Consider the following 26890-nt stretch of genomic DNA (forward strand, 5'->3'; position numbering starts at 1 on the left):
CAATGAAAAGTTATCTGCTTTCAGTATAGACTTATTTCTTTATTCAAACAATAAAAGCAGTAAAATTCATGGAGGTTGATATAATGTATGTAGGCAGAGATATGACTGAACTTACAATGATGGCAAAACAAGACTGGAAAGATAGTGAATTAGCTTATTTTCATCATTCTTTACAACAGATGGTTCCTTATTTAAATGTAGAGGGGCAAAGTATACATCGTGAAATTATAGAGGAAATTGAAGCAAGAGGTGGCTTAAAACGTCAAGAAGCAGATTGGACACATGGAACAAGAGTAACTTTTGATTGAGTTAGTCAATTGTGGTTAGGAATGTAATATAAAATAAAAACCTTCAAAGCATTTTAGCCTTGAAGGTTTTCTTTGTATGCTTTCCATATTTTTTGATGCGACACCGGGAAAGGTAATTCGAATTGCTGTTCCTCGGAAACTTCTGTAATTCCTGGTATCATCGCTTTAGAATGCTTGTACTTCCCTTTATAAACCGTTATATTCCATACTAAATGGGAGAATACATGTTGGATGGAGCATAGATAATCGTCGATCTCGACATCAATTTTATATGTTTCTTTCATTTCCATTTCAAGTTGCTTTTTCGATGTCGTTACATCTGACACTTTTTCAAAGGTTGGATACTCCCAAAGATTCGCTAAAAGTCCTTTACTGTCCCTTTTACGTACTAAGTAATTACCATTGTCATCCACAAAAACCCCCGCTACTAGATGAACTTCTTTTGTTGATTTTTTCTTCGTTTTAATTGGGAGCTCACGTTGAACTCCTTTATGAAACGCTCGACAATGAGATTGAACAGGACATAATAAGCAAGACGGGGATGAAGGCGTACAAATTAGTGCACCTAATTCCATTAATCCTTGATTAAAGTAGGACGGATTATCTATAGAGATAATTTCTTTAATTGCTTCTTCAAATATTTTTCTCGTTTTTGGTTTAGCGATGTCTTCTTCTATTAATAATATCCTTGATAGTACTCTCATGACATTTCCATCTACAGCAGGCTGAGGTATACCATATGCAATGCTTAAGATTGCTCCTGTTGTATATGGTCCTACACCTTTTAGGGATGAAATTTCTTTCACCTCTTTTGGTACGACACCATTGTATTTTTCATGCACTTCCTTTACAGCAGCTTGTAAATTACGAGCTCTTGAGTAGTAACCAAGGCCTTCCCAAGCTTTTAGAACCCTTTCCTCTTCTGCAAAGGCTAATGCTTCAATGTTTGGAAATTGGTCAATAAAGGAATGAAAGTAAGGTATAACTGTATCTACTTTTGTTTGTTGTAGCATTATTTCAGAAACCCATACTTTATAAGGATCTTGATCTTTTCGCCACGGCAAATCTCTTTGCTCTATTTCAAACCAACCTATTAAATCATGTTGAAACTTTATTTTATCAAAATTATTAAGGATATCTTGTTGTTTAGTCAATACTTGTACCTCCGTAAATATTGAAAGCATACTAGTATAGTACCATACTTCAGTATGGAGTAATTATACAGTAATGTGTTGCATAGAGTATGAACTGTGTTTTATTGTATCTTCTTCATATTTTAGCGCAACATAATATATTTTACTTTCACCAATTAATGAATTAAGCTTACTAAAAGTTGAATGAGATGGTGTATTTCTGATATGTTTTAAAGCATGGAAATGTGCTTCACTTGGAAAACGGAAAGTTTCTACACACATTACTTTATTTTTAGATTCCAAAAATTGTTCTACTGCGAAGTTTTCAGCACCAAGATCTATCATGATGTTTTGGATATCTATTAATAAGTTTTTATACTGACTCACGTCTTTAATTTGAATGGCATATTGAATAGCAATATTTATTTGGTCATTACACATGTTTTAAATTCTCCTTTTTGCATCATGATATAGAAAGAAGCTTTTAAATCTATTGAACAAGGAGGCCCATCATTGGATACTGGAACACATATTGTCATGGGCATTGCAATTGGTTCCATTGCAACGATTGATCCTAGTATTGCAAGCAGCCCAGAAACAGCTAAAGCCATTATGGTTGGAGCCATACTTGGATCACAAGCTCCTGACTTAGATACAGTATTAAAATTAAGAAATAATGCAAAATATATTAAAAATCATCGTGGACTTACACACTCTCTTCCAGCCGTTGCATTATGGCCGGTACTTATAACCGGAAGTATTTATTTGTTTATTCCAGAGGCAAGTCTGTTCCATTTATGGATTTGGACATTTCTTGCGGTAATCCTTCATGTTTTTGTCGACATTTTTAACGCTTATGGTACACAAGCACTTCGTCCTATCAGCAATAAATGGATTGCTTTAGGCATTATTAACACGTTTGACCCTTATATTTTGGGCGCACATATTGTCGGAATTATTTTTTGGGTGTTCGGAGGATTTCATCCTGGTTGGACATTCCTGTTTATTTATTTCTTGTTAATTTTTTATTATATATTCCGCTATCAAATGCAACAAAAGGTTATAAAGCAAGTGAAAATTGTTATTCCTAATGCAAAGTCCATTATTATATCCCCTACCATTTCATTCAATCAATGGCATTTAGCCATTACTGCTGGGGAAAACTTTTATGTGGCTCGGGCGGTTAATTACCAAATCATTATTCATGATAAGTTTGAACGAGTACCCTTACCTGAAAATGCTGTTATTGAAGCAGCAAAATTGGATGAAAATGTAGAAGCCTTTCTATCCTTCTCACCTGTATATCGTTGGGAGATGGAAGAATATACCGACCACTATGAGGTAAGATTTATTGATTTAAGGTACCGAAGCAAAGATTATTATCCTTTCGTTGCTGTCGTACAGCTAGACCTCGATTTAAATATTGTTAGCTCTTATACTGGCTGGATTTTTAGCGAGGAAAAATTGCGTAGTAAATTAGAGTTAATTCCTGACTAAAGCTATCGCTTAAAGCGAATAGCTTTTTTTCATAATGTATACAAGCCTCTCATATATTTAGAAAAAGGGGGGGCTTTTTATGTTGCGAAAAATTTTCTATTTGGTTCATATTTTTGCTCCTGGAATAATGATTATATTATTAGCAAATATCGCATTCTCTTCTAATATAGACGACCTTGTAGGAAAAAATTTAATCATGAATTCTATCGTATTTATCTTTCCTGCTCTTTATTTTTTACAAGGTTTATCAAATGGGCTACTTAATCAAAACCTTCTACTAGCGCTAGGTGTTTCCACTTTAGCTTTTATCATTACAACCTTTGTTTGGCTTAATTCGACTGCAATAAGTTTTATATTAATTTATCCTATATTCTTTTTTATTGGCTATTGGCTAGCTAGATTTATTTTAAAAAAAGGTATAAAAAAAGTGTAAAAATCCGATTTCTCCGGTTTTTACACTTTTTTTACTATTAATGATGTAAGCTGTCGTTCTTGTCATTGTTAAGAATATGTTTGTATTTAGGATTTTGAGCAACAAACTCGTGTAATGATTCACCGTGGCGTTCAATCCATTCTGAAACGATTCTTTCAGTAACGTCTTTTCCTTTGTAGTTATAGCCGGCTTTGGCGTAAGTGGCTTCAAAATCTTCCCATAATAACTCTACCCATGTTCTTGCTTGGTTATAAGAAAAATGTTTGTTTTTTTCTAATAGCCTTTCTGCGAGTCGATCAAAATATTCATTCATTTTTTCTCACCTCAATTGGTTCTATTTCCTATATTCTTTTTACATAAGGTTAGCTGTTCTATCAAATATTATATATGTGCAGAAAGAAGATTGCACATTTTATATAACTTGACGATGGAGGGGATTCGATTGAGAAACAAAGCAAAAGACTTCCCGATTCTGCATAGCAATAAGTTGGAAGGTGAACCACGCGCAAAAGCAGAATATGCTTCGAAGCGAGCGAACGGCACGATTAACACCCACCCCCAAGAGCGCATGCGTGCTTCTGGTGAAAGACAGGATAATACGTATTAATTGTTGTTGTTAAACGACAAAAACCCTAATAATATTGGAGGGTTTGTCATAGCAACTAAACAAAATCATAAGCCATCACGCAGTAATCGATTTGGTAACCCGTTCCCACAACCATGGGCTAATTCAAAACATGCTTTTCGTCAAGTAAACGGGGAAACACGCCATGCATAGGATATGCAGATTGTTGAGATTTAGACTAGAAAGCGTTCGTAATTGTAATTAGTTATGTAAGGATGCCGAGTTAACTGTTTGGGTTAACTCGGTTTTTTTTGAAGGAGTTTTTAACAATAAGCTGTGTTAAAGTTCTCTGTTAATTTCCGTGCAAGGCTTCGCTTTCCGCGGGCGGTAAAAAGGAAGGTTATTTTCACTGTCGTGAAAAAACCTACTCCTCGGCGCAGGCGCCTGTGGGGTCTCCCGTTCCCCGCTTCTCCCGCAGGAGTCTCAGCCTTGCACGGAAATCAACAGGTATTATTTATCAGCACTAAAGCTTTAAACATAGCTTAAAATAAACAAGTAAGAAGGCCATGTACTAAACATACAGACTTTCTTACTTTTAAGCAAAAATCATTCCACTTTCGTACGTAACATAGAAATTGGTAAACCTTCTTCTTCTTTATTTTCAACACCATTATGAATTCGGTGTCCCCATGCAAAAATGCCATTCATATAGGTGATAATGAAGTGAACACCAGGATCTCCTTCAATTTCATATACTTCCCCACTATTATAATCTTCTGGGTTCATTAAATAAGATTGAGCCATAGTTATTTTACGCTCCAACACAGCGTACTCATTAACAATTCCTAGCTGTTCTGCTTTTCTTGCTTTTTCCTTCAACATCCCTATTTCTTGATTTAATTCATACGGAGTCAATTCACTATATCTTTTTTCCACTGACGTTGTTCCTCCTAATGCGTATTTCCTATTAAATTCAGCATATCATGCATCAAGAAATTAGCAAATGATTATAGTAGGAAAATAAAAACTGTGCCGACTAACCCAGCCATTAGCGCGTAGTAAAGCATGGGAACTACTGTAAAACGAATAATTGTTCCTTCCTTTCCTAACAGTCCCACAACAGATGCAGCTGCGACAACATTTAATACGCAAATCATGTTACCTGCATTTGCCCCTAACACTTGTAAGGCGACAACTGTACTAATATCCATTCCTAGCTGTTCTGCGATACTAAATTGAAATAAAGAAAACATCATATTACTAAACGTTGCACTTCCAGAAATAAATGAACCTAGACTTCCGATTAAAGGTGCTACAGTTGGCCAGCCATTGCCTAATGCACTACTAAATGTATCTGCAAGTTCTAGCGGCATGCTCATTAGCCCTGCCTCATTTGTAGTAGAGTTAATAAAAATTCTAACCATTGGAACAGCTGTACAAAGTGCAATAAAACTTCCACCCAACATACCAGTTGCATTTTTCCATACTTTTTTTACATCTTGCTTTGGCATTTTATGAATAAAATGCGTGAGTATAACGACGATGATAAACACAGTTCCAGGTAAATATAACGGCTCTAATGTTACGCCAATATTCGTTCCGATAATGTTGTTCCAAGTAACCTTTGCTGATTTGAGTAAGCTCTTAAAAGGTAACTGATCTACTCTTGTTATGACTAGTAGGGCAGCAACTAAGATATATGGCACCCAAGCTTTGCGTAAGCTCATTTTTGATATAACATCTTCTGTTTCTCTTTGTTCTAATACCCAGTCTTCTTTTGGTAATAGCCACTTCTTCTTTGCAGCAGGAATCATGATGACTAAACCGAATAGTCCACCTAACATTGCCGGGAATTCTGGTCCAAGAATGTTCGCCACAATAAAAGCTGGGAAAGTAAACGCAAATCCGGCTAGAATGGCAAATTTCCATACAGCAAAGCCATCACGCCATGATTTTTTTTCACTAAAAAATCTTGTTAAAAAAACAACCAATATTAATGGAATAAATGTCCCTATAAAAAATTCCATTAAGGAAATCTTTATGGCTAATTGTTGTAAAAATAAACTTAAATCAGCCGTTCCTAATGATGCAATTACTTCTTCTGCAACAGAGTCACCTTGCATAAGCCCTTGTTCTACTCCAACGATAATGGGGGTTCCAACCGCTCCATATGAAACCGGGGAACTCGCTGCAATCAACATTAGAACAGCTGCTGCTAATGGTGGAAATCCTAGTGCTACTAGTATTGGAGCTCCAATAGCTGCGGAAGTACCAAAACCTGCAGCTCCTTCAATGAAAGCACCGAACAGCCATGCGACAATGATTAACTGTACTCTCATATCATGTGTAATCTTTGTGAAACCAACTTTTATCGTATTTAATGCACCACTTGTTTTTAACGTATTTAAGAGCAGGATAGCTCCAAAAATAATCCAAAGAATAGATAATGCAATCATTACCCCTTCAAAAAACGAAGCCATTATCGTAATCATTGGTACTTTCCACACAATTAATGCTGCCAATGCAGAAACAATTAAACTAATTGGCATCGCTTTCGTTGCCGGTAAACGTAATAATACTAAAAATATAAAAACAGTTAAAATGGGAGTTAATGCTGTAATGAACTGCAGAATTGTCATGAATATCACCTTTTTCAATAAACTTACCTTTATTATAATACAAAGATTGTGAAATATTGAACAAACTTTATGACGAAGTAATGAACGATAATAAGTTCCTAGATAGTGTTTTACCTTTTGCTCGTTTATTATTAATAAATATTATATTAACTGGTAGGGGGAAAAAATAGTGACAACAGTATTAATTACTGGGGCTGGTACTGGCCTTGGGCGGGAACTTTCTTTAGAATATGCTCGAATAGGATATACAGTTATCCTATCCGGTAGAAATGAAGAGACACTGCTTCGAGTACAAAAAGAAATTCAATCCAATGGCAAAAAAGCGTATGCTTTTTCACTAGACATTACAAATTACGACGAGCTAAATAGTAAAGTAAAACATATAGTGGAAGAACATAATGTGCAAATTTTAATAAATAACGCTGGGGTTGGCTGTTTCGGTTCTTTGACTGCTCTTCAAGTAGATGATATTAATCAATGTTTAATGACAAACGTTAACGGCACTATTTATATGACAAAGGTTTTCCTCCCATATTTATTAAGCGTGCCGAACGCTAAAGTGTTAAACATTATTTCTACGGCAGGTTTAAAAGGAAAAGTAGATGAAAGTGTTTATGTTGCTTCAAAATATGCTATTCGAGGTTTTACTGAAAGCCTCCAAAAAGAATGGGAAGGCTCTATTGTTTTTAAAGCAGTATACATGGGGGGCATGGACACACCATTTTGGAACCATTCAGACCACATAACAGACAAAACACGATTAAAAGATCCAAAAACAATTGCTGAGAAAATTGTACAGCTTGATCAGGAAGGTGTTATGGAGATTGTATTGTAAAAGGAGAGGCTATTCCTCCTCTCCTTCTAAATATCGATCAATCAACTCAATAGAAAACCCTTTTCGATAGAGAGCTGACTTCATTTTCATTACATATTCATAGCCTGAATAAGCAGAGTATTTACGTTTAAACTTTTCAGCTTGTAACTTTAAAGATTCCATTTCTTCATCTAAATCTTTTTCGACGTTCATTTCATTCCATGCTTGTTGTATCGTTGAGAAACGGTAACCTTTCCGCTTTAATGCCATTTCAATTTTTTGTTTTTTTATCGTGAAGGAATCTTTCTTGTATTTTGTTTCCGCTTTTTCTATCAACTTCATTGCATGATCTAGTTCTTTTTCAAAAGAATACTCTAAAATTGCTTCTTCTATTAATTTTTGTTCTATCCCTTTTTCGTACAGTTCTTGGACTACTACTTCTGGGCCCTTTAACGTTGTATTTACTTGAGTCCTTACATAGCTTAATGCAAATGCTAAATCATTTATATAACCTTGTTTATCAAGTTTTGTTAGTATCTCAGTTATAACAAATGCCTCTATTTCTTTTTCCCGTAAATGTTGGCTTATCTCTTTTTTCGAACGCATTCGGTAAGATAAATAATTAATGGCAGATTGGTATGCTTTACTTATCTGGTCGGATAAAATAATTTCTTCTATATCTAATTCATCTAGTTCTTTTCCTTTTGCGAGTTGAAACTTTAAAAGTGTTTCCTCGTAAACAGCAAAAGCATATTCTTCACCTTGGCCTTTATCCATAAATATGTTAAAGCGAGATGTATTCTTTTTTTGTACAGATATTTTCGTAACGACATTCATTTTGAGATAACCTCCTCTATTACTAAATGTAACATATGACTACGTTAAATACTTACAAAACACATTGATTAGAAGGATGTAAGAATAGGGTAAAGAATATATAAATAGAACTTGAACTTCAGAAAGGGTGACATTCATGGATATTGCAATTGCAGGAGGCACTGGTCTAGTCGGGCAAGATTTAACGGAATATCTTATTAATAACGGACATAGAGTATACATTTTAACGAGAGATACTTCCAATAAAGAAAATACAGAGCAGATTAAATATGTAGAATGGTTAACCGGAAGCGCTACACCAGAAGTAGAGTTACATTCCGTTGATGCTTTTGTTAACTTAGCCGGTGAATCTATTAATAGTGGACGTTGGACGGAAGAAAGAAAACACCGCATTTTAGAAAGTAGAATTGCTTCAACGAAAGAAATCGTTAGAATTATGTCTGAAATGGTAAACAAACCTTCCGTGTTAATTAACGCAAGTGCAATTGGTTACTACGGTACATCTGAATCAGCTGTTTTTACAGAGAATGATAAAAAGGCTGGGAATGACTTTTTAGCTAGTACTGTCTCTCAATGGGAAGAAGAGGCGTTGCACGCAGAATCACATGGTATTAGAACAGTTCTTACACGTTTTGGAATTATTTTAGATAAACAAGAAGGCGCTCTTCCCCGCATGATTTTGCCTTATAAGTTTTTTGCTGGTGGACCGGTTGGAAGTGGACAACAATGGATGTCATGGATACACATTAAAGATGTGGTTCACATTATTGACTATTGTATCCAAAATAAAAATATACAAGGTGCTGTTAATGTAACTGCTCCGCATCCTAAAAAAATGAACGAGTTTGGGAAAACGATTGGAAAAGTGATGAACAGACCGCATTGGATTCCAGCTCCATCCTTTGCATTAAAAATGGCCCTTGGGGAAATGAGTGACCTTGTTTTAAAAGGGCAAAAAGTGATGCCTGCCAAACTAGAAAGATCGGGCTTCGAATTTTCTTTTACACAACTTGAAGATGCTTTAAATGACATATTAAAATAGTATTATGAGCTATGTCCATGGGCACTTTTTCTGAGGACACTTAATATACTATGGTACAAATCATTTGTATCACATTCAAGATAGGAGCTTGTTATGAACATTTTGTTGTTAAGGAATGCAACAGTATATCCGGTTACCTCAGAGCCGATCCGTTGTGGGGATGTACTTATAAAAAATGGGAAAATAGATAAAATTGCACCTTCTATTACAAACAATGGTGACTGGCCTGAAATAGATTGTAATGGAAAATATTTATTTCCAGGTTTTATAGATGTTCACACACATCTAGGATTGTATGACGAAGGTACTGGGTGGGCTGGTAATGACGCCAATGAAACAATTGAACCTCTCACTCCTCATATAAGAGCAATTGACGGAGTGCATCCTTTGGATCAAGGATTTCAAGATGCACTTATGTACGGGGTTACAACAGTACACATTATGCCTGGTAGTGCAAACGTAATTGGCGGTACTACTTCTGTCATAAAAACCGCAGGAGTCAATATTACAGCCATGTGTGTAAAAGAAACGGCTGGCTTAAAAATAGCTCTTGGTGAAAATCCAAAGCGAATGCATAGCCAAGGGAATAAAGACTCAATCACTCGAATGGGAATTATGGGGATGTTACGCGAGGCTTTTTATGAGGCTAAATATTGTGATAGCATAGACAGTTTGCGTGTTAGACCTATTATCCAAGCTTTAAAAAGAGAAATCCCAGTTAGAATACATGCTCATCGTGCCGATGACATTTTATCTGCTATTCGATTTGGGGATGAGTTTGATTTAGACATTCGAATTGAACATTGTACAGAAGGTCATTTAATTGCCAGTCATTTAAAAAATCGAAACTTAAAAGTTGCTGTCGGCCCGACAATGACTCGTAAGTCTAAAATTGAGTTGAAAAATAAAAGTTGGAAAACATATCAAGCCTTAACAGACCATGGTGTCGAGGTTTCGATCACAACAGACCATCCATATACTCCTATTCAATATTTAAATGTGTGTGCTGCCATAGCTGTTCGAGAAGGTCTAAATGCTCAAAAAGCACTAGAAGGAATAACGATTACCGCAGCCCGAAATCTACAAGTGGAGAATAGAGTTGGGAGTATCGAAACAGGTAAAGATGCCGACTTAGTTCTATGGTCACATCACCCGTTCGATTTCCTTGCAAAGCCTTTGTGGACAATGGTTGAAGGTGAAATAATTTACCAGAAATTTTGACAAAAAAAGTTGTTTCTTTTTTAGAAAAAATGAAGTATGATAACAAAAGCAAATCATAAATATCACAAAATCATAACTGACACTTTGTATTTAAGCGTTAGGGAAGGCAAATGGTGCGCCACCAGTTAAGCTGGTTCTAGTGGGTTCGATTCCCACCCCGAAATTTTTTGCAAGCTAAAAAATTTCGAGGGTGGGCTACGTAACACTTCTGCCCTCAATTGGAGGGATAGACATGCTTAAAAAACGTGATCTTCAGGAGACTCATACTCTTTTTGAACTCATGGTGCATCCTGAAGTCTTCCCTTTTGTGCGTCAAAAAGCATACTCATACGAGGAATTTCTATTTGTCACAAAACAGACGATGGAAGCAGAAGAGCGTGGAGAGATTATCTCTCGAACTATCCTCGATGAGTGGGGCACTCCAATTGGAACCATAAACTTATTTGATGTGCAAGATGGGGCTGGATTTTTAGGTACATGGCTAGGTAAGCCATACCATGGAAATGGATATAATCAAATTGCGAAAACACAATTTTTCGATGAATTATTTTATGAATTAGATATTCAATCTATCTTCATGCGGATTCGTAAAGTAAATGTACGTTCGACTAAAGCTGCAGAAAAGTTACCTTACGTTATGTTAGCGAATGAGTCAAGAAAATCATTACTAGACGAAATTAACGCAGGTGAAGATATTTACAATCTCTATGAAATTTCTAAAGATTTATATACTTTACACAGACTTCGTGTCCAAGAGCCTGTGGAAGAGCATCATCAGTTAAAAGAAGCATAATTTTCACGTGTCAGTGATGGGTATAGAGAAAAGCAATAGTTTGTGGCGAATTGGCCATGCTATTGCTTTTTTGTTTTTTATAAGTATAGATGTTGGAAAAATGGAAAAAATTAATAATGGTTTGTTAGTTATTGCAAACAACCATACATAAGGAGGGTTTCCGATGTCTGATAAGAAGAAAAGAGATAAAACGAAGCGTACTTTAAGTAGTGCACAAGAGGTTTCTTATTCTAGAGATTTTAAAATGGCGGACCAAGCTGGTGGATACACTCCAAAACAAGCAAGGCACTGATTTGATTTGATATAGTGTTTTTGCTGACCCTCGACATTTGTTGTTGAGGGTTATTTCAATTTGTAGTTATATTTTTTTCCTGTATGGAGACATTGTTTTATCGATTTATTGACCTATTCTTTCTGAAGTGATATCAGTCCTGGGGAGACTTCCCATGAACGTTTTCCCTCTTTCCAGTAATCATATCGGTCTTGGAGACTTCCCATGGACGTTTTCCCTCTTTTCAGTAACCATATCGGTCTTGGGGAGACTTCCCATGGACGTTTTCCCTCTTTTCAGTAACCATATCGGTCTTGGGGAGACTTCCCATGAACGTTTTCCCTCTTTTCAGTAACCATATCGGTCTTGGGGAGACTTCCCATGGACGTTTTCCCTCTTTTCAGTAACCATATCGGTCTTGGGAAGACTTCCCATGAACGTTTTCCCTCTTTCCAGTAACCATATCGGTCTTGGGGGGCTTTTACTTCGTTCTTTAACGAAAAATATTCCATCTTAAATATCTTACATTTTGGTTATGTTAACAAGTGAGGGTTTCCTCATTAACATTAACCATTGGGAGGTTTTACGAATGGGCAGATCTAATCACGGTCATAAGAAACGCGATAAAAATAAACAATCGTTACCTCAAGTTCCAGATTCCTTGAAAAAGACTAACCATCAAGACGTTGAGTTTGCAGATAGTAATCATGCAGATGGCGAAATTTTAGAAGCTCAAGCTCGTGCCTCTGCAGCAGGAATACACCGCAACAGCAAAAAGGATAATTTTAAATAAAAGAACAAAAGCGCAAGGCGCATGCTTATCGACGTAAAAACTGGACTGCTCCTGAGTAAGATATAGAAAACACAATTTGTGACACAAGGAACAAATCGATGTTGACTTATCGACCGGAGGAGCAGGAAGTTTTTTAGTCGATGGCGCCTGGAGCTAGATGTAACCTACCCAAAGTTCAAAGTTATAAATAAAATACTATAGTTTCCTAAGCAACGAAAAAAGGTCACCCAGTTTCAGGTGACCTTTACAATTTTAGTGAGCTGTAGTTGGACGATTGCTTACATTCATATGCTTGTTGTTGTTTTTTTCTGCTTTTTTATTGTTCCAGAATTTGATAGCATATCTGTCTACACCGTAATAGTAAGCTGCTCCACCAGCGAATAATAGAATCATCGCTACTGTGTAAAGCATTGGGTTAGTGCTTAACGTACCAGCTAGTAAGAAGTTTAAGTTCATAAACGCTGCTGCAATTAATGCTGGAATTGTTGCTGCTCCTAAGATTAAGCCAATACCTACTAATACTTCACCCCAAGGAATTAAGATGTTGAATAATCCAACGTTAGGGATTGCGAAAGTCTCTAGGAAAGTTGCGTACCAACCATGTACAGTTGGGTTTTCTCCACCTGCTTTTGCTAGTGCTCCATTTAAATAACCACTTGCATCGAAGTTACTAATTTTAGGTAATCCAACTTTTAACCATTGTACACCTAACCATATTCTTAACACAGTCCATAAAACCGCTACTTTAGGTCCTTTTAAAAAGTTCATCATTTTTAGTTCCCCCTTATATAGGATAATATTATAGTTTGTGAATGTTTTCACAAATTAGTGTAAAAAAATTTAATTGTTTTCATTTTACTTACAAGAGTGATCAAACTACTCTGTGAAGTTTTTCACATGTATTATTTAAAAAAATATGTGGATGAGTGATAGTATGATAGCTTCACTTTTACTTTAGCCGGCTTTTGATCGATTAGAAAGTTTGTGAAGTTTTTCACTTACTTTCTATCTTTAGTATACAACTAGTTTAATGTATTTACAATAGGCGTCACAAGCTGTACATAAATTATGTTTCTTGTTTGATTAACTTAACTTCCTACCTTTTTTTGTTGTTAAACGTTGAGTTGTTAACATACGTTATCCACACTCCTGTGGATAATGTGCATAAACACTATGAAGCGTTGTCAGACAACAGGTTCAAAAAACCTAGTTTTGTGAATAAATACCTGTTAATAACTTTTGTCTCGGTTGTGGATAATGTTAATAAGTCTGTGTATAATTGAAATACCAACTATTATACTGTTAATAAACTAGTGGATAAATTGAGAAAAGCATAGAATAATATTATATCGAAAGAACAGTTAATTACCACACCTTTTTTCCTAAAAAATCTCTGTCTTGAGAAGACAGAACCTTTGTACCATACTTTATCACCCGCATTCATTGCTGCTTTATATGTTTGTTTATCCACAACCATTTTATGCTCGGAAATAACTTGAGCTATATTTTAGAAAAAATTTGCTCATTTGTACTACGGCTTATATTATTAAGGAACAAAGAGATATATGAAAACAATTTCTTATTTTGAGAAAACGGTGGAGTGAATGATGAAACAGTATATTGTTAGCATCGATATCGGCACTACGAGTGCTAAAGCAGTTATTTTTTCTGAACAAGGTGACGTTTTAAGTGAGTTTGAAAGCTTCTATTCTATCTATCATCCGAAGCAGAATTGGGCGGAACAAAACCCAGAAGAGATTGAGCGAGCAGCTAGAATTGCTATATCTACTGCTATTTTGCAAAAAGGAATTAAACCGGAGGAAGTTATTGCTCTGAGCTTCTCAACCGCTATGCATTCATTAATCTGTATGGAAAAAGATCAAGCAATATCACCGATGATTATTTGGGCAGATGGACGAAGCTACTCGCAAGCAGAGATTATGAAAAGCTCGTACGGTAAAGAAATTTATAGGAATACTGGGACTCCTATTCATCCGATGTCTCCTTTTCTAAAACTTATTTGGATGAAAGAAAACCGGTATGAACCATACTTGAGGGCATCTATGTTTGTGTCCATAAAAGAATACATTTTGTATAAATGGACTGGAGAATGGGTTGTTGATTATTCTATCGCCTCCGCTTCCGGACTTATGAATTTACATACACTTGATTGGGATGAACAAACTTTAGAAATAGCAGGGGTTCAAAATAGCCAGCTTTCTAAAATTGTTCCATGCACCGAAAGTATTGGACCGTTGAAGCGTGAAGTTGCTAATGACTTATTTTTAAGTGAGTATGTTCCCGTTATTATTGGGTCAAGTGACGGAGTTTTAGCTAACATTGGAGTTGGGGCAATAAAAAATGGAGAAACGGCACTAACAATTGGAACTAGCGGAGCTATAAGACGCTTTTCTAGTGACAACAACGTGGATATAGACCAACGTACTTTTACATATCGATTTTCAAAGGAAGCATGTATTATTGGTGGGGCTTCGAACAATGGAGCTGTTTTGTTACAATGGCTTGCGACGCAATTTTCCAATTTGACAAAAAAAGAATCTATCTCCATTTCCGATTTAGAAAAAATTGCTTTCACTTCGCCACCTGGAGCAAATGGATTATTTTTTATGCCTTATTTATCGGGGGAACGTGCACCTAAATGGAATGCAAAAGCAAAAGGCGGATGGATTGGCCTTACTTTAGCACATTCAAGTGCAGATATGGTTCGCTCCGTCATGGAAAGTGTTATTTATAATATGTATGAAATTCATGATTCGCTAGAAGGACAGGCTGGAGAAACAAATAAATTATTAGTAAGTGGTGGGTTTGCTCGTTCTGAATTATGGTTACAAATGACAGCTGATATTTTTCAAAAACAAGTACATGTCCCGTCAACACACCAATCTTCCGCATGGGGTGCTGCCTGGCTTGCTTTATATAGTCTTGGAAAAGTAAATTCAATTGAAGAAATAAAAAATTATATTCCAATCACCCAAACAATAGAACCGGTCATGCTAAATGCTGAACTATACGAAGAAAAATTCGCTATCTTTAAAGAGGTTTATCGATTGAATAAGCCATTATTCAAAGACATAGATATATTACAGCAATAACTATGTATCATGATTTAGTACTAAGCTGAGTAAGTTAATGAATGGTCATACACTCACGAGGAGGAACTCATGTTGAAGAAATGGGCGTTTGTATCAGACTTTGATGGAACTATTTCTAAAAAGGATTTTTATCAACTTGTTATGGAAAAGTACTTTCCTGAAGGGCAAAAACTTTTTAAGCAATGGAAGGACGGATTTATAAAAGATATTGAATTTTTAGCTAAAGTATTTTCGTCCATCAACCAAGACGAAGAGCAAATAATAGAAGAAATCTTGTCCATTGAAATAGACGAATATGTACCAACATTCATTCGAGAAGTTCAACGACATGGCGGTAATTTTTACGTATTAAGTGCAGGGACTGACTATTACATTAAGCACATTTTAAGGAAGCATGATGTAGAGAATGTCGTTATTTTTTCAAATGAAGGTGAATTTCGTGAAAAGAATGTTTTTATGAACATTGATCAAAACGATTGGAAGTATTCGGAGCGTTATGGCATTGATAAATCAAAAGTTATTCAAAAACTAAAAGGAAAATATGAAACGGTTCATTTCATTGGGGATAGCGAGCCTGATTCTCACCCGGCAGCATTTGCTGATTTAACATTTGCAATTGGACCTCTTCAAAGATTGCTAAAGGAAAAAGGAATTTCTTTCGTTCCTGTTCAGGATTTTTCTGAAGTGGCTACGTTTCTTCAAAAAGAGGGGTTTTTAGAATGACCCATTCCCCCTCAAGTATATCCATCCCGACTATTTTAGAGATTCGTCCAGGAATTATTAAAAACTTAGAACCTATTTGGAAGAAATTCGACTTTAAGGATATTGTTTTCCTTGTGGATGACTATACATATGAGACTTTTTCTTCCTTAATATCCACTTCTATGAAAGAAACAGAAATTGATATTATAAATTTTTCCGGCCATTATGATATAAATGACTTAATTTCCATTGCTTTTAAGCTCAGAAATTTTGACGTTGTTGTCGCAATGGGTGGAGGAGCTGTTGTCGATTACGGAAAATACATCGCATGGAGCAGAAAATTACCTTTTATCAGCATACCAACTTCTGCATCGAATGATGGTTTTGCAAGCAGCAACTGCTCGTTAATGGTAAATGGTAAAAAGACCACCGTTCCAGCAAAAGTACCTTTTGGAATCATAGTAGATTTGTCCATAATAGAGCAGGCTCCTGAAAAGTTTATTTTATCTGGTATCGGAGATTTAATGTCTAATATGACAGCACTAGTTGATTGGGAGTTTGAAGAGAAGAATGGTGTTGGTTCTGTTAATGCCTTCGCCGCCATGTTAAGCAAAAAAGCACTGAACAGCTTTGTTCGGACACCGTTGACAGATATAAGACACCCAATTTTTTTGAAAGAATTAGTTAGTTCCATGACAATGGGGGGAATTGCTACTGATATTAGTGGAAATAGTAATCCGATTAGTGGGTCTGAACATTTGATTTCACACGCACTTGACAAGATATCTCCTCAACCGAATATGCACGGTATCCAAGTTGGAGTAGCAACCTATATAATGGCCAATATTCAAGGACATCGACAAGAGCGAGTTAGAAAAGTTTTGGAGAGAACAGTTTTTTTTGAATATGCGAAAACACTTAATCTAGTTAAAGAGGAATTTATAGAAGCTATTCATCTAGCTCCTGACATTAAACCTACTCGTTATACGTACTTACATGAAAAGAAATATCGAGATAATGCAATACATTTTATACAAGATGACTTCCTTTTACAAGGTATATTAAAATAAAATAAGTCTACTTCTCTTTATTGTGGAAGTAGACTTTAATGTATTTAGCACCCTTACTTAATTAAGTAATCTTTAATAGATTTTAAAACAAAGTGATAATACGCTGTTTCATGTGGGACAAAACTTGATTTGGTTACTTGTTGGTGAATAGGGACTCTCCCATTTTTTATAGTTTTGAACCCTTTAACTTCTATTTGCGTGCTTTGTCCATGATATAACTTATACAAACTATCAAAGTCTACTTCTATCATCCCAGCTACTTCCTCTTCTTGTAACGTGAAGTCTTCCATGTGATAGTTTGAATCATATAAAAATACATGAGCGAACTCATTATCAATATAGTCGTCTTTCACTACACGATATGTAAACATCCCCATAGGAATAAGTTTTTCTAAAGAAAGTGATACTCCAATTTCCTCTTCAATTTCCCTTACACCATCTTCTACAGTTTCACTTGCAAGAAGGTGCCCTGCAGCTGTTATATCAAATAGATTGGGAGATTCTTTTTTTCTTTCACTTCTAAGTTGAAAAAGTATCTTTATCCCATTTTGATCTTTTTTAATAAACCAACAATGAAATGTCTCGTGCCAATGACCCCTTTTATGTACTTCTTTCCTCGATGCAGTTCCAAGCTTCTCATAATTCTCATTAAAAATGGTAAACATTTCTGATTCCACTCTATTTAACCTCTTTCTATTAAATCCTCATATAACCGGTTGAGGAATTCCTTTATTATACGCTTTTGACTTCCTACAATTGTAGTTGGTATACCATCTCTTATCAATAGAAAAAACAGAAACTTATCGTTTCTGCTTTTTTCAACTTCTATTCTTTCTCCTGTTCAGGAACCATTATATCCCCACTCCTATCTTGAATTAATAAGGATTTTAAAATTAATTTAGATAACATACTCGGCTGATAAGGCTTTACTAAGTAGTCATGCGCGCCTAAGTTCATTCCTTTTTCCTTTTCTTCAAGAGCAGTTGAGATAAAAATTGGTATATCTTTTAACTTAGTTGATTGTTTGACCTTCTTAAGAAAGTCCCACCCATCCATTTCTTGATTATCTAATAGGATATCTAACACAATTGCATCAGGTAATGATTTCTCCATTGCACTAAACGCACTTGCTCCATCATAAAAGTGTTTAACAAAAAAGCCACTATCTTTTAATTCTGTTTCAAGTAAAGACGCGAGATTACGGTCATCTTCAACAATAATGACATCTCCTCCATTATTCACTTTATTCTTTACTGGAGAAGCTACTCCTAACATTTGTTCAACTGTATTAACTAATGGTAGATGTACCGTAAATCTACTACCTTTTCCTACTTCTGAAGTAAAAGTAATTAGACCGTCATGAGCTTTTACAATCTCTTTTACGATAGCTAAACCTAGTCCAGTACCGCCTATTTTTCTCATGTCGGTGTTATCTACTCGGAAGAACTTCGTAAATAAGTGCTCTTGGGCTTCAGATGGAATTCCAATGCCATTGTCCTTAATTCCAATGCACAGATCTTTGGATGATTGATATACTCTTATTTCTATTTCTCCACCATCTGGAGAATATTTAATAGCATTGCTTATTAAGTTGTTAAATACTTGAAGAAGTTTATCTTTATCACCGAGTACAGTAGTGTTTTCAGTATCTCGGTTTATTTTTATTATGTGCTTATTTGTGTTTATTGTTTGTGTTTCCACACATTGTTTAATAAGCGGAAGAACATCTTCATACTTTTTCTCGTAAGTTTGTTTCCCTGCTTCCATTCTTTGGACGTCTAGAAAATCATTAATCAATGATGTTAAGCGCTTAGCTTCTTGAAAAATAGTAGTCAGATACTTTTTCTGTCTATCTTCAGGTAATTGTTTTGTTAACATTAATTCTGTAAATCCTAAAACACTAGCTAGCGGAGTTCGCAACTCATGACTTACTGTACTTACAAACTCCGATTTCATTTGATCCACTTCATGTTCTTTTGTAATATTACGATGCACAAAAATGACACCAATTCTTTTTCCTTCTTCAAAAACCTCTTCACAATACACTTTCATAACAATATTTTGTGAAGAATTTTTAATCTTATAAAGAAACGTATTTTCAATCGTTTTTTCTCCGCTCATTACTTGTTTAAAGAAAAATGTAAGTTCCTGTTCATTTTCTACTTTACTCCCAATTTCTTTAGACCAGTATTCAAAACCTTTCCCTACAATTGCTTCATGAGAGGTACAGGAAAGCATGTCACATATTGTTTTATTTACTTTTAGGAGCGCCCCATTATCATTAACAAGCAGTACACCTTCATGAATAGAGTTCAACGTATTTTGCGTTAATTTTCTATCATATTCTGATTGCTCATAAATATTTATCTTATCTAGAGTAATTGATACTTGTTTTGCCATTAATTCGACCATCTTTGCTTCCTTTTCATCAAAAGCAACATCAAATCTACTAAACATCATTAATGCTACGACTTTATTAGCCGTTGATAAGACAGGAATGACAATATCATGAACCATAAAGTCACCTTCATGATAGCCTTTATCTTCTTTTTCACATTGTCTCGAGAATCGATAAGGTACTTTTCCTTCTTGCACCTTAAAGAAAATGCCTTCTCCTATTTGTTCAACTGCCTGTTCAATAGAACGATTAGACAACCCAAAGCATGCATAGTCTTTTTCTTCTGACAACAGAATAATAAGTCCTTTACTTGCATGTAAAACCATCCCTAAACTATGAACAGTACTATCTAGTACTTCATGCTTGTTTAATGAGAAAGAAAGTCCATTTACAAAATTATTCCAAGATTGTAATTCTTCTTCTCTGTTCTTCATCTTCCCAATAGCCTGTTGCAGTTCATCTTGGCTTGCATGTAGTTCGTCTTGCTGTGCAAGTAACTCTTCATTTTGGGCTGTTAATTCCTCTTCTTTTGTTTGTAGTGTTTCCACCATTTCGTAAAAAGACCTTGTTAGAGCACCTATTTCATCTTTCCTTGATTTATTAAGGTTTAAATTTACTTGCAAATCACCTTTTGTAATTTTTTCTGCTGTACTGGCGAGTTCCGTTAAAGGCCTAGCTACTTGTTTTAAAAGCATTCTCGATAAGTAAAATAAAATAAGTAACATTATGGCAATAAAAACAACAAACACATAAAGGCTTTGTCTAATGGAGTCTGAAAGTTTAGTGAAACTTTCTTCAATACTATTGTTAAGGTTAATATGATAAGTGGCTGTAGTGGACCTAATTTGATCTATTCTTTCAATAGTGCCTTCTCTTTTTGATTCTTCTACAACTGCTTCTAATCCATCTCTCTCTAACGTTTGAAATCGTTGTGGAAGAATAATAGTATAAAATTCATCTACAAACTTCCTTGCCTCTTGGTAAAAAACATCGTCCTCTGTTGTAGTTGCCAGATTTTTAAAGTCTTTCAAATAACCTTCTATGTTTGTTCCTAAATATAGTGAATTGTTTCGCATTCTAGTTTCGTTAAATGCTAAATATCCCCTTGCATCCATTACACTCTCTAGCATCGAATACTCTATTTTTTGTGCCATCTTTTCTTTTTCCCTTAACAACTCATCTTCTTTGAGAAAAGTAGAGTTTACGGCAAATTGGTAAGAAATTAAAAGAATCGTACCAATGACAATTAAGGAGAAAAAAAGAATCATTAGCCTCAAGAATTGATAATTTAGACTGTTTTTATTCCATCTAATTTTCACTAATAATCTCCTCGACTTTTTGAGCTAATTCCATTGGACTAAACGGCTTAGACATAAAATGAGTTGCACCAGCTTGTAATACTCTCTCTTGATCGTTTTTTTGACTTTTGGCGGATAGCATTAAAATTTTACTATTTTTTCTTTCTGGAATATGCATGACTTTTTCGATAACTTCTAGCCCTGTTAACAGTGGCATCATATAGTCTAATATAATTAAATCGAACGCTTCTTCCTCAATATGTTTTAAAGCTTCTTCTCCATCTGACGTTTCCACTATGTCGTGACCTTCATCTTCTAATGTATCTACTACTAACATGCGAAGGACTTCTTCGTCCTCCGCTAACAATATTTTCGCCATTATGATTCCCCTTTTATAGCAATGTTAGAAAACAAATCTTTGTATCTCCTGGCCAAGTTCCAGGTTTGGCAATACCCATGTTTACTCCTTTAATAAGGAAATCTTCCCACTGTCCGTCCTTGTACATTTGCAAGTAGTCACTTCCTGATTTACCAGGAATGAAATAGGAACCATTGAAATACGCATCCAATTCTCTTTCTTCTTTTAGTTCCTTTTCTTTTTGTCTCTTTATAATTTCACTCATCAAGGGTGAGTATATTCTCCAATAAAACGATTCAAGGTCGTCTCTACTTTTTGCTCGCCATTTTTTAAATGTAGAAAATCCAACAGTTTGATAGAGCGCTGGTAAATCTGCTTGGTCGGCAAAATCACCAGAAAAATAGTAACTTTCATAGGCAGGATTTTGATGGTGAACTACTGATGGAAACATGGTTGGAATTCCGTTCTCCTTTAATAGAGATTCTGCTTCTTCAGTTAAAGCAAGTGAAAAGGTTGCAAGTACTTCCGCTTCATTTTGTGGGACAATAATATCAAACCAATAATGATATGGTGCTGATTCCGTTAAGCCTAAGGTATCTATCCCTTGCGTTGTATATTGAAGAAGCACTTCTTTCCTTAGCATGTCTTTTTCTGTTAAGACAATCACACGGTCACTCTCATCTACAAAGACCATACCTTTCCCAGAAAAATTCCACTGTTCTCCAAACTGTTGCTCATAGTTTTCTTTCGCCCATACAGGTACTTCTAATCCTTCAAGCTGATCAAAAAAACGACCAATCCAGCCTGTCCATTCTAAATTGTATAATTGGTAAAATGACTCTCTTACTTCATGTGAAGTTGGACTACCAAATGTGTTAAATTCTCCAATTAACGTTGTCCCATGTTGAAAAACAGCATTTCTAATATAGTCCACATCTTCCGCTGTCATTCCTCCATAAATTAATTCCGAACGCTCACCTTGTTCATTTCCTGTTAACAAATCCGCTTCATACACTCCGTAACCATCAGCTATATAAATAATGTCATGTTGTATATCCTTGTTAGGGTAAGGTCTAACCTCGTACGTATTATTCGCCTTAGGTACATAACCAACATAGTCTTTGTCTAATCGGTAGTCTTGTCCATTTGACTTTCTTATTTTTTGTTGGTTGAAGAACCAAGTTAGCCCTAGATGTTCACGATACGTTTCATCTGGAACTGTTTTATTAATTATAAGTACATCTAGCTGTGTAACTGGCTTAATTATCCACCCCAAAAAAGGTGTACCTATCAGAATAAAAACTGCAATAATAATCGAACTCCAAAGCCATGCATTCCATTTTTTCATTACGATGATACACCTTTCCGTTGCATATCTCCCCAACCTTTTTTATTGCGAATTGTATCGACAATTCCATGACAACGCCATAAAACCGTTAATGGACGATACCATAATGATTCTGTTAAGGAAAATAAAAATAGTTTCACAATATCTGTAACTTTCGGGAACTTTCGTAAACTCCATTCCTCTAATAAAACAGCAGTCATGGAGTAAAAAGATCCGTAGATTACCGTTAGTAAAAACAGTAAATAAGCAAACTCTAAATATATTCCACCAATAAATAGAGATATAATAATATAGAGATAGCCTATTAACTCGATTACTGGACCAAGAAATTCTATAAATAAAAAGTACGGCATGGAAATCATTCCTATAGATCCATATTTTGGATTAAAGATTAGCTTCTTATGCTTCCATAAGCTATCAAATAGTCCCCTGTGCCATCTATTTCTTTGACGTCTAAGAAACTTGAAACTTTCAGGAGCCTCCGTCCAACAAACAGGATCAGGTATATAAATAATTTTATTTTTGGCTTTACGTTCTTTAATGAGACGATGTAGCCTAACAACGAGTTCCATATCCTCTCCAACTGTATGAGCGTAACCTCCAGCATCGATTACCCACCGTTTACTAAACACACCAAATGCTCCAGATACAATCAGAAGTAGGTTGTGTTTACTTAACCCGATACGCCCCATTAAAAACGCACGCAAATACTCTATTACTTGCATAATAACAAGTGGATGAGAAGATAACCCTATCTTTTCTACTGCACCATTATTAATTTTACATCCATTTGCAATTCGTACACTTCCACCAGATGCTATTACTTCTCCATCTGACTCGATAATAGGCTTCATTACTTTTAAGAAAGCATCTCTTTCTAAAACCGAGTCACCATCAATGGAACAAAAGTATGGATATTGTGAAACATTAATTCCTACATTCAATGCATCTGATTTTCCGCCGTTTTCTTTATCCACCACAATTAAATGTTCATATATTTCAGATTGATAAATGGCTTTAACGTCCTTTGTTTCTAGTTGTTTTCTTATAACTTTGGGAACTTTTCTCAATTGAAACTCTTGTATTAACTTTTCAAGTGTGTCATCCTTCGATCCATCATTTAACACAATTACTTCGTATAGTGGATATTCAATACTCAGTAGAGAACGAACACTACCGATAATACCCGCTGATTCATTATAAGCTGGCACTAATATGGACAAAGGCTTTGTATAGCTAACTTCCAATAGATCTCCATAAGGCTCTTCATCATCTAGTTTGTATTGTTTACGAAGTTGTTGAAAGGATATTAGTAGCATCATTCCGTAAAAAGCTATTACAAATAGCATGTAAATTAACACTGCCCAGCCAAAAAAAGAAAGAACAGAAAACCAATTAAATGTCCACATTCTTATTGTTCCTCCTTTTCTAGCCACTCGGCAGCCATATCTTTTGCGTATTTATCTTCTGTTGATAAGTACACATCGAATAAATATTGCTTACCATTTTCTAAGGCTAAAATAGCTTGAGTAGCTTGTGATCGAACATCGAACTGTTCATCTCTCATAAGCTCCTCTAATATTGGTAATACTCTATTTTCTCCAGAAATCCCCATTAGTTTTATAGCCATCAAGCGTTCTTCCCAAATCGAGGAGCTCACAAATGATTCCACTTTTTCAAAAGGCATAGGAAAACCGATAGCAGCTAAACTTTTTAATGCTTTTATTCTTTCTTCTGTCTCAGTTGATAAAAGACATTTTTCTAAGAAAGGAACAAATTCCGCTTTCGATTGAATACCAATCATATCAAGCAATGGGAATTTAATTTCCGATGGCAATTCATCATACTTTCTAACGAGTTCATCCCACTGTTCATCTGTCATAATTCCAATTAACGTGCGATAAACAAGTTCTGATAAGGAAGTTTTCGTATTAACAAGATAAGCGAATAATTTAGGATGATTTAAAGTTACTAATATTTTTAATAGTTGACTCTCTTCTGCTTTTGTTAAAATTTTTTTATCGAGATACTTTAATACGAATTCAATCATGTTTGTCATTTGAAACTTTTCAATGGCATATAAAATATTCATTCTTACTGCCCATCTTGAACGGAAAATGTTTTTTTCATAATAAGGAGTAAAATGTTCTTCTGCAAACTGTTGAATTCTCCATTTCATTTCTTCACCTGCAGAAACATCTGCAAAATCGTGAAGCAAACTTTCTAGTGCTAAAAAACTTTTATAATCTTTTGGAATAATCGTAGTCGTTTCTTCCCCTTCATATAGATACAGAAAAAAGCGATCTCTAAGTAATTCTTTTTTCCGTTCAATTTGGAGAGTCAGTTGATTGCTTCTTGCTTTATTAACTATTAAAAAAACAAATAAAGCGCTTAATATTAGAACCATAATGCTCATTAAAAATAGTACATACTGAATAGGGAGTATCATGACTTCACCTTATTCAATAATCTTTGCACTCTTGATTCTATTTCTACTAGCTTGAATGGTTTTGTCATATAATCATCTGCTCCAAGTTGAAGGGCACGCTTAATATCTGCTTCGCTTTTACGAGTTGTTAACATCATCACTGTATATTTAGCTTGTCTACTATCCTGACGTAATTTTTGAAGAACTTCTAAGCCATCCATTTTCGGCATCATACCATCAAGTATAACTACGTAGTAGCATTCATCTGTAATCCATTCTGATTCTAGAAATGTAAGACCATCATGGAATGTTTTAATTTCTATATTATAGTGACGAGGTGGGGAGATTTTACTTAGTACTTGTGATAGCATGGAACGAATAATAGGGTCATCATCCACGACAGCAATTTTTAATGTTTGAAGCTCACGTTTTATTTCTTGGTTGGATATTACTACTTTATTCCTACCTGTTTGCTTCGCTTCGTATAATGCTTGATCTGCTTTGTCCAGCCAAAATGAAATCGATTTTTGACTTTGTTCCACTTGAACAACCCCTGCAGAAAACGTACAAGAAAATGTACTCCCATTTGCATGGAACACTTCTTTACTAAAATCATGTAGAATTCTTTGTAGTAACGTTTCTCCATCTTCACGTTGTGTGTTGGGCAATAACAGTGTAAATTCTTCTCCTCCAAATCTAGCAACTACATCATTAATTCGGACTTTCCCTTTTACAAAAGAAGCAAACTGTTGAAGGATTTCATCCCCAATAATGTGTCCATATGTGTCATTCACTTTTTTAAAATAATCTATATCAAGCATTACAAGGCAAAACGGAATGCCGGTTCGGTTAAACTCTGCATGTAATTGTGCAAACGATTGTTCCAAATATTTACGATTAAATATTTGTGTCAGTTCATCCATTAACAAGATACTTTCTATATGTCGTTTTCGTTGTAATTGTCGATCCACTCGAACCTTAAATTCCTTTATATCAAAAGGCTTTGGAATAAAATCATCTGCTCCAAGTTCAAACGCCTTGATTCTTGTCTCACTCTCATTGTCTACACTCATTACTATTGATGGGATAAACAGTTGTTGGAGCTTTTCCTTTAACTGTTCCAATGTGTTTAAGCCATTCCAGCCACCCATATGAATATCAAGTATTAAGCAGTCTGGTTTGATTTCATAAAAAAATGACAATGCCTTTTCGTGAGAAGCAGCTACAAAAACTTGATAGCCTTCTCCTTCTAATGTTTCTTTTAAATACATTAGTAAGGATGTTTCATCATCTATTATGAGAATAACAGGTTGTCCTTTTATATAGTCACGCTCTGGTTCATTTTCTAAGTCAATATCTAATAGTTCTTCGCTATAGCTAATACGAATAATAGGTAATAAGTACTCTTGTAATTCCGTTTCGTTCCAGTAATCTTTTTTGTCTTGGGTTATTAGATTATCAAGTTGTGTGGTGGCAAAGTTACCTAATTCATCTAAACCTATTGTTTTTGCTGTACCAGCTAAAGAGTGCAGAAACCTCTCTAATTCTTCATTAGCTACTAACTTATTATTCTCAAACCACTCTCTCAATTGACTTCTGATATTTGCCATCAATTTTTCCCTGTATTTCTCCACTGTTGCACCAACTTTCATTGCATTACTTTTAACGTGTTTTATTTTGGCTATGTTAAAGATCTCTGTTGATTTCCGCGCATATCTTCGCTTTCCGCGGGCGGGCCGGGAGCCTCCTCGGCTTTGCCTGCGAGGTCACCCGCTCCCCGCTTCTCCCGCAGGACAAGGAAAGCTACGGCAGCGATACATCGCACGAAG

At 35.3% G+C, this 26890-nt stretch carries 28 protein-coding genes; 14 read left to right on the plus strand and 14 right to left on the minus strand.

Annotated elements, in window-relative coordinates; translation table 11 throughout:
* Nucleotides 1-83 precede the first annotated feature (83 nt).
* On the plus strand, nucleotides 84-308 hold the full coding sequence (locus CDZ89_RS16400; protein WP_096155485.1) for a hypothetical protein: 225 nt from the start codon (nucleotides 84-86) through the stop codon (nucleotides 306-308).
* A gap of 53 nt (nucleotides 309-361) precedes the next feature.
* Here CDZ89_RS16400 and mutY read toward each other — a convergent pair whose 3' ends face one another.
* Nucleotides 362-1462: an A/G-specific adenine glycosylase gene (gene mutY, locus CDZ89_RS16405; protein WP_227521535.1), complete on the minus strand. Its 1101-nt coding sequence runs from the start codon at nucleotides 1460-1462 to the stop codon at nucleotides 362-364.
* A gap of 63 nt (nucleotides 1463-1525) precedes the next feature.
* Complete coding sequence (locus tag CDZ89_RS16410) at nucleotides 1526-1882, minus strand: hypothetical protein (RefSeq protein ID WP_100334007.1); 357 nt, start codon at nucleotides 1880-1882, stop codon at nucleotides 1526-1528.
* 72 nt (nucleotides 1883-1954) lie between these two features.
* Here CDZ89_RS16410 and CDZ89_RS16415 point away from each other — a divergent pair, with 72 nt between their 5' ends.
* Both CDZ89_RS16415 and CDZ89_RS16420 read left to right on the plus strand, forming a co-directional pair.
* Nucleotides 1955-2938, plus strand: a complete 984-nt coding sequence (locus tag CDZ89_RS16415) for a metal-dependent hydrolase (RefSeq protein ID WP_096155488.1) — start codon at nucleotides 1955-1957, stop codon at nucleotides 2936-2938.
* 79 nt (nucleotides 2939-3017) lie between these two features.
* Nucleotides 3018-3371, plus strand: coding sequence for a hypothetical protein (locus tag CDZ89_RS16420; protein ID WP_096155489.1), 354 nt, complete (start codon nucleotides 3018-3020; stop codon nucleotides 3369-3371).
* A gap of 37 nt (nucleotides 3372-3408) precedes the next feature.
* Here CDZ89_RS16420 and CDZ89_RS16425 read toward each other — a convergent pair whose 3' ends face one another.
* The gene (locus CDZ89_RS16425) at nucleotides 3409-3684 is read right to left on the minus strand and encodes a YfhJ family protein (RefSeq protein WP_100334008.1); all 276 of its coding nucleotides are present in this window, start codon (nucleotides 3682-3684) and stop codon (nucleotides 3409-3411) included.
* Between the two features lie 129 nt (nucleotides 3685-3813).
* Here CDZ89_RS16425 and CDZ89_RS16430 point away from each other — a divergent pair, with 129 nt between their 5' ends.
* Entirely contained in the window at nucleotides 3814-3978 is a 165-nt protein-coding gene (locus CDZ89_RS16430; RefSeq protein ID WP_096155491.1) for a small, acid-soluble spore protein K, read from the plus strand.
* Nucleotides 3979-3984: 6 nt separating this feature from the next.
* Complete coding sequence (locus CDZ89_RS16435; protein WP_406564931.1) at nucleotides 3985-4149, plus strand: YpzG family protein; 165 nt, start codon at nucleotides 3985-3987, stop codon at nucleotides 4147-4149.
* Nucleotides 4150-4542: 393 nt separating this feature from the next.
* On the opposite strand, the gene CDZ89_RS16440 is transcribed toward CDZ89_RS16435, so the two are convergent.
* The gene (locus CDZ89_RS16440; RefSeq protein WP_100334009.1) at nucleotides 4543-4872 is read right to left on the minus strand and encodes a YfhH family protein; all 330 of its coding nucleotides are present in this window, start codon (nucleotides 4870-4872) and stop codon (nucleotides 4543-4545) included.
* Nucleotides 4873-4943: 71 nt separating this feature from the next.
* Nucleotides 4944-6575: an L-lactate permease gene (locus CDZ89_RS16445; RefSeq protein ID WP_100334010.1), complete on the minus strand. Its 1632-nt coding sequence runs from the start codon at nucleotides 6573-6575 to the stop codon at nucleotides 4944-4946.
* Nucleotides 6576-6744: 169 nt separating this feature from the next.
* Here CDZ89_RS16445 and CDZ89_RS16450 point away from each other — a divergent pair, with 169 nt between their 5' ends.
* Nucleotides 6745-7410, plus strand: a complete 666-nt coding sequence (locus tag CDZ89_RS16450; protein WP_096155494.1) for an SDR family NAD(P)-dependent oxidoreductase — start codon at nucleotides 6745-6747, stop codon at nucleotides 7408-7410.
* Nucleotides 7411-7419: 9 nt separating this feature from the next.
* Here the strand turns inward: CDZ89_RS16450 and recX are convergent, their stop codons facing one another.
* Nucleotides 7420-8226: a recombination regulator RecX gene (gene recX, locus CDZ89_RS16455; RefSeq protein ID WP_096155495.1), complete on the minus strand. Its 807-nt coding sequence runs from the start codon at nucleotides 8224-8226 to the stop codon at nucleotides 7420-7422.
* A gap of 136 nt (nucleotides 8227-8362) precedes the next feature.
* Between recX and CDZ89_RS16460 the strand changes: the two genes are divergently transcribed.
* From CDZ89_RS16460 to CDZ89_RS16485, 5 genes are all read left to right on the plus strand, one after another.
* Nucleotides 8363-9268, plus strand: coding sequence for a TIGR01777 family oxidoreductase (locus tag CDZ89_RS16460; RefSeq protein ID WP_096155496.1), 906 nt, complete (start codon nucleotides 8363-8365; stop codon nucleotides 9266-9268).
* A 93-nt stretch (nucleotides 9269-9361) separates the two neighbouring features.
* Nucleotides 9362-10489, plus strand: coding sequence for an amidohydrolase (locus CDZ89_RS16465; RefSeq protein WP_096155497.1), 1128 nt, complete (start codon nucleotides 9362-9364; stop codon nucleotides 10487-10489).
* A 232-nt stretch (nucleotides 10490-10721) separates the two neighbouring features.
* On the plus strand, nucleotides 10722-11282 hold the full coding sequence (locus CDZ89_RS16470; RefSeq protein WP_096155498.1) for a GNAT family N-acetyltransferase: 561 nt from the start codon (nucleotides 10722-10724) through the stop codon (nucleotides 11280-11282).
* A 163-nt stretch (nucleotides 11283-11445) separates the two neighbouring features.
* Nucleotides 11446-11574, plus strand: a complete 129-nt coding sequence (locus CDZ89_RS16475) for a YfhE family protein (protein WP_096155499.1) — start codon at nucleotides 11446-11448, stop codon at nucleotides 11572-11574.
* A gap of 568 nt (nucleotides 11575-12142) precedes the next feature.
* Nucleotides 12143-12346: a YfhD family protein gene (locus tag CDZ89_RS16485; protein ID WP_096155501.1), complete on the plus strand. Its 204-nt coding sequence runs from the start codon at nucleotides 12143-12145 to the stop codon at nucleotides 12344-12346.
* Between the two features lie 252 nt (nucleotides 12347-12598).
* Here CDZ89_RS16485 and CDZ89_RS16490 read toward each other — a convergent pair whose 3' ends face one another.
* Entirely contained in the window at nucleotides 12599-13114 is a 516-nt protein-coding gene (locus tag CDZ89_RS16490) for a DoxX family membrane protein (RefSeq protein WP_096156996.1), read from the minus strand.
* Nucleotides 13115-13950: 836 nt separating this feature from the next.
* On the opposite strand from CDZ89_RS16490, the gene CDZ89_RS16495 reads away from it, so the two are divergent.
* The 3 genes from CDZ89_RS16495 (at nucleotide 13951) to CDZ89_RS16505 (ending at nucleotide 17231) form a co-directional block, all read left to right on the plus strand.
* Nucleotides 13951-15459, plus strand: coding sequence for a gluconokinase (locus tag CDZ89_RS16495; protein WP_100334011.1), 1509 nt, complete (start codon nucleotides 13951-13953; stop codon nucleotides 15457-15459).
* A 72-nt stretch (nucleotides 15460-15531) separates the two neighbouring features.
* Nucleotides 15532-16182 carry an MtnX-like HAD-IB family phosphatase gene (locus CDZ89_RS16500; protein ID WP_100334012.1) on the plus strand — a complete coding sequence of 217 codons (651 nt, stop codon included), beginning with the start codon at nucleotides 15532-15534 and terminating at the stop codon, nucleotides 16180-16182.
* A complete protein-coding gene (locus CDZ89_RS16505) occupies nucleotides 16179-17231 on the plus strand; it encodes an iron-containing alcohol dehydrogenase family protein (RefSeq protein ID WP_100334013.1) in 1053 nt (350 codons plus the stop codon). The genes CDZ89_RS16500 and CDZ89_RS16505 overlap by 4 nt, the downstream gene beginning before the upstream one ends.
* Before the next feature lie 53 nt (nucleotides 17232-17284).
* On the opposite strand, the gene CDZ89_RS16510 is transcribed toward CDZ89_RS16505, so the two are convergent.
* The 7 genes from CDZ89_RS16510 to CDZ89_RS16540 form a co-directional block, all read right to left on the minus strand.
* Nucleotides 17285-17908: an NUDIX hydrolase gene (locus CDZ89_RS16510; protein ID WP_176483760.1), complete on the minus strand. Its 624-nt coding sequence runs from the start codon at nucleotides 17906-17908 to the stop codon at nucleotides 17285-17287.
* A 148-nt stretch (nucleotides 17909-18056) separates the two neighbouring features.
* Entirely contained in the window at nucleotides 18057-20948 is a 2892-nt protein-coding gene (locus CDZ89_RS16515) for an ATP-binding protein (RefSeq protein WP_096155505.1), read from the minus strand.
* Nucleotides 20938-21306, minus strand: a complete 369-nt coding sequence (locus tag CDZ89_RS16520; protein ID WP_100334014.1) for a response regulator transcription factor — start codon at nucleotides 21304-21306, stop codon at nucleotides 20938-20940. Before CDZ89_RS16520 ends, CDZ89_RS16515 begins: the two co-directional genes overlap by 11 nt.
* Before the next feature lie 13 nt (nucleotides 21307-21319).
* Entirely contained in the window at nucleotides 21320-22633 is a 1314-nt protein-coding gene (locus CDZ89_RS16525) for a hypothetical protein (RefSeq protein WP_100334015.1), read from the minus strand.
* Entirely contained in the window at nucleotides 22633-24042 is a 1410-nt protein-coding gene (locus CDZ89_RS16530; RefSeq protein WP_096155508.1) for a glycosyltransferase family 2 protein, read from the minus strand. Before CDZ89_RS16530 ends, CDZ89_RS16525 begins: the two co-directional genes overlap by 1 nt.
* Nucleotides 24043-24044: 2 nt before the next feature.
* On the minus strand, nucleotides 24045-25082 hold the full coding sequence (locus tag CDZ89_RS16535) for a HEAT repeat domain-containing protein (RefSeq protein WP_100334016.1): 1038 nt from the start codon (nucleotides 25080-25082) through the stop codon (nucleotides 24045-24047).
* Nucleotides 25079-26671: a response regulator gene (locus CDZ89_RS16540; protein ID WP_198508252.1), complete on the minus strand. Its 1593-nt coding sequence runs from the start codon at nucleotides 26669-26671 to the stop codon at nucleotides 25079-25081. Before CDZ89_RS16540 ends, CDZ89_RS16535 begins: the two co-directional genes overlap by 4 nt.
* Nucleotides 26672-26890: the final 219 nt, after the last annotated feature.

The sequence above is a fragment of the Bacillus alkalisoli genome, assembly GCF_002797415.1.
GTDB lineage: Bacteria > Bacillota > Bacilli > Bacillales > Bacillaceae_I > Bacillus_CD > Bacillus_CD alkalisoli.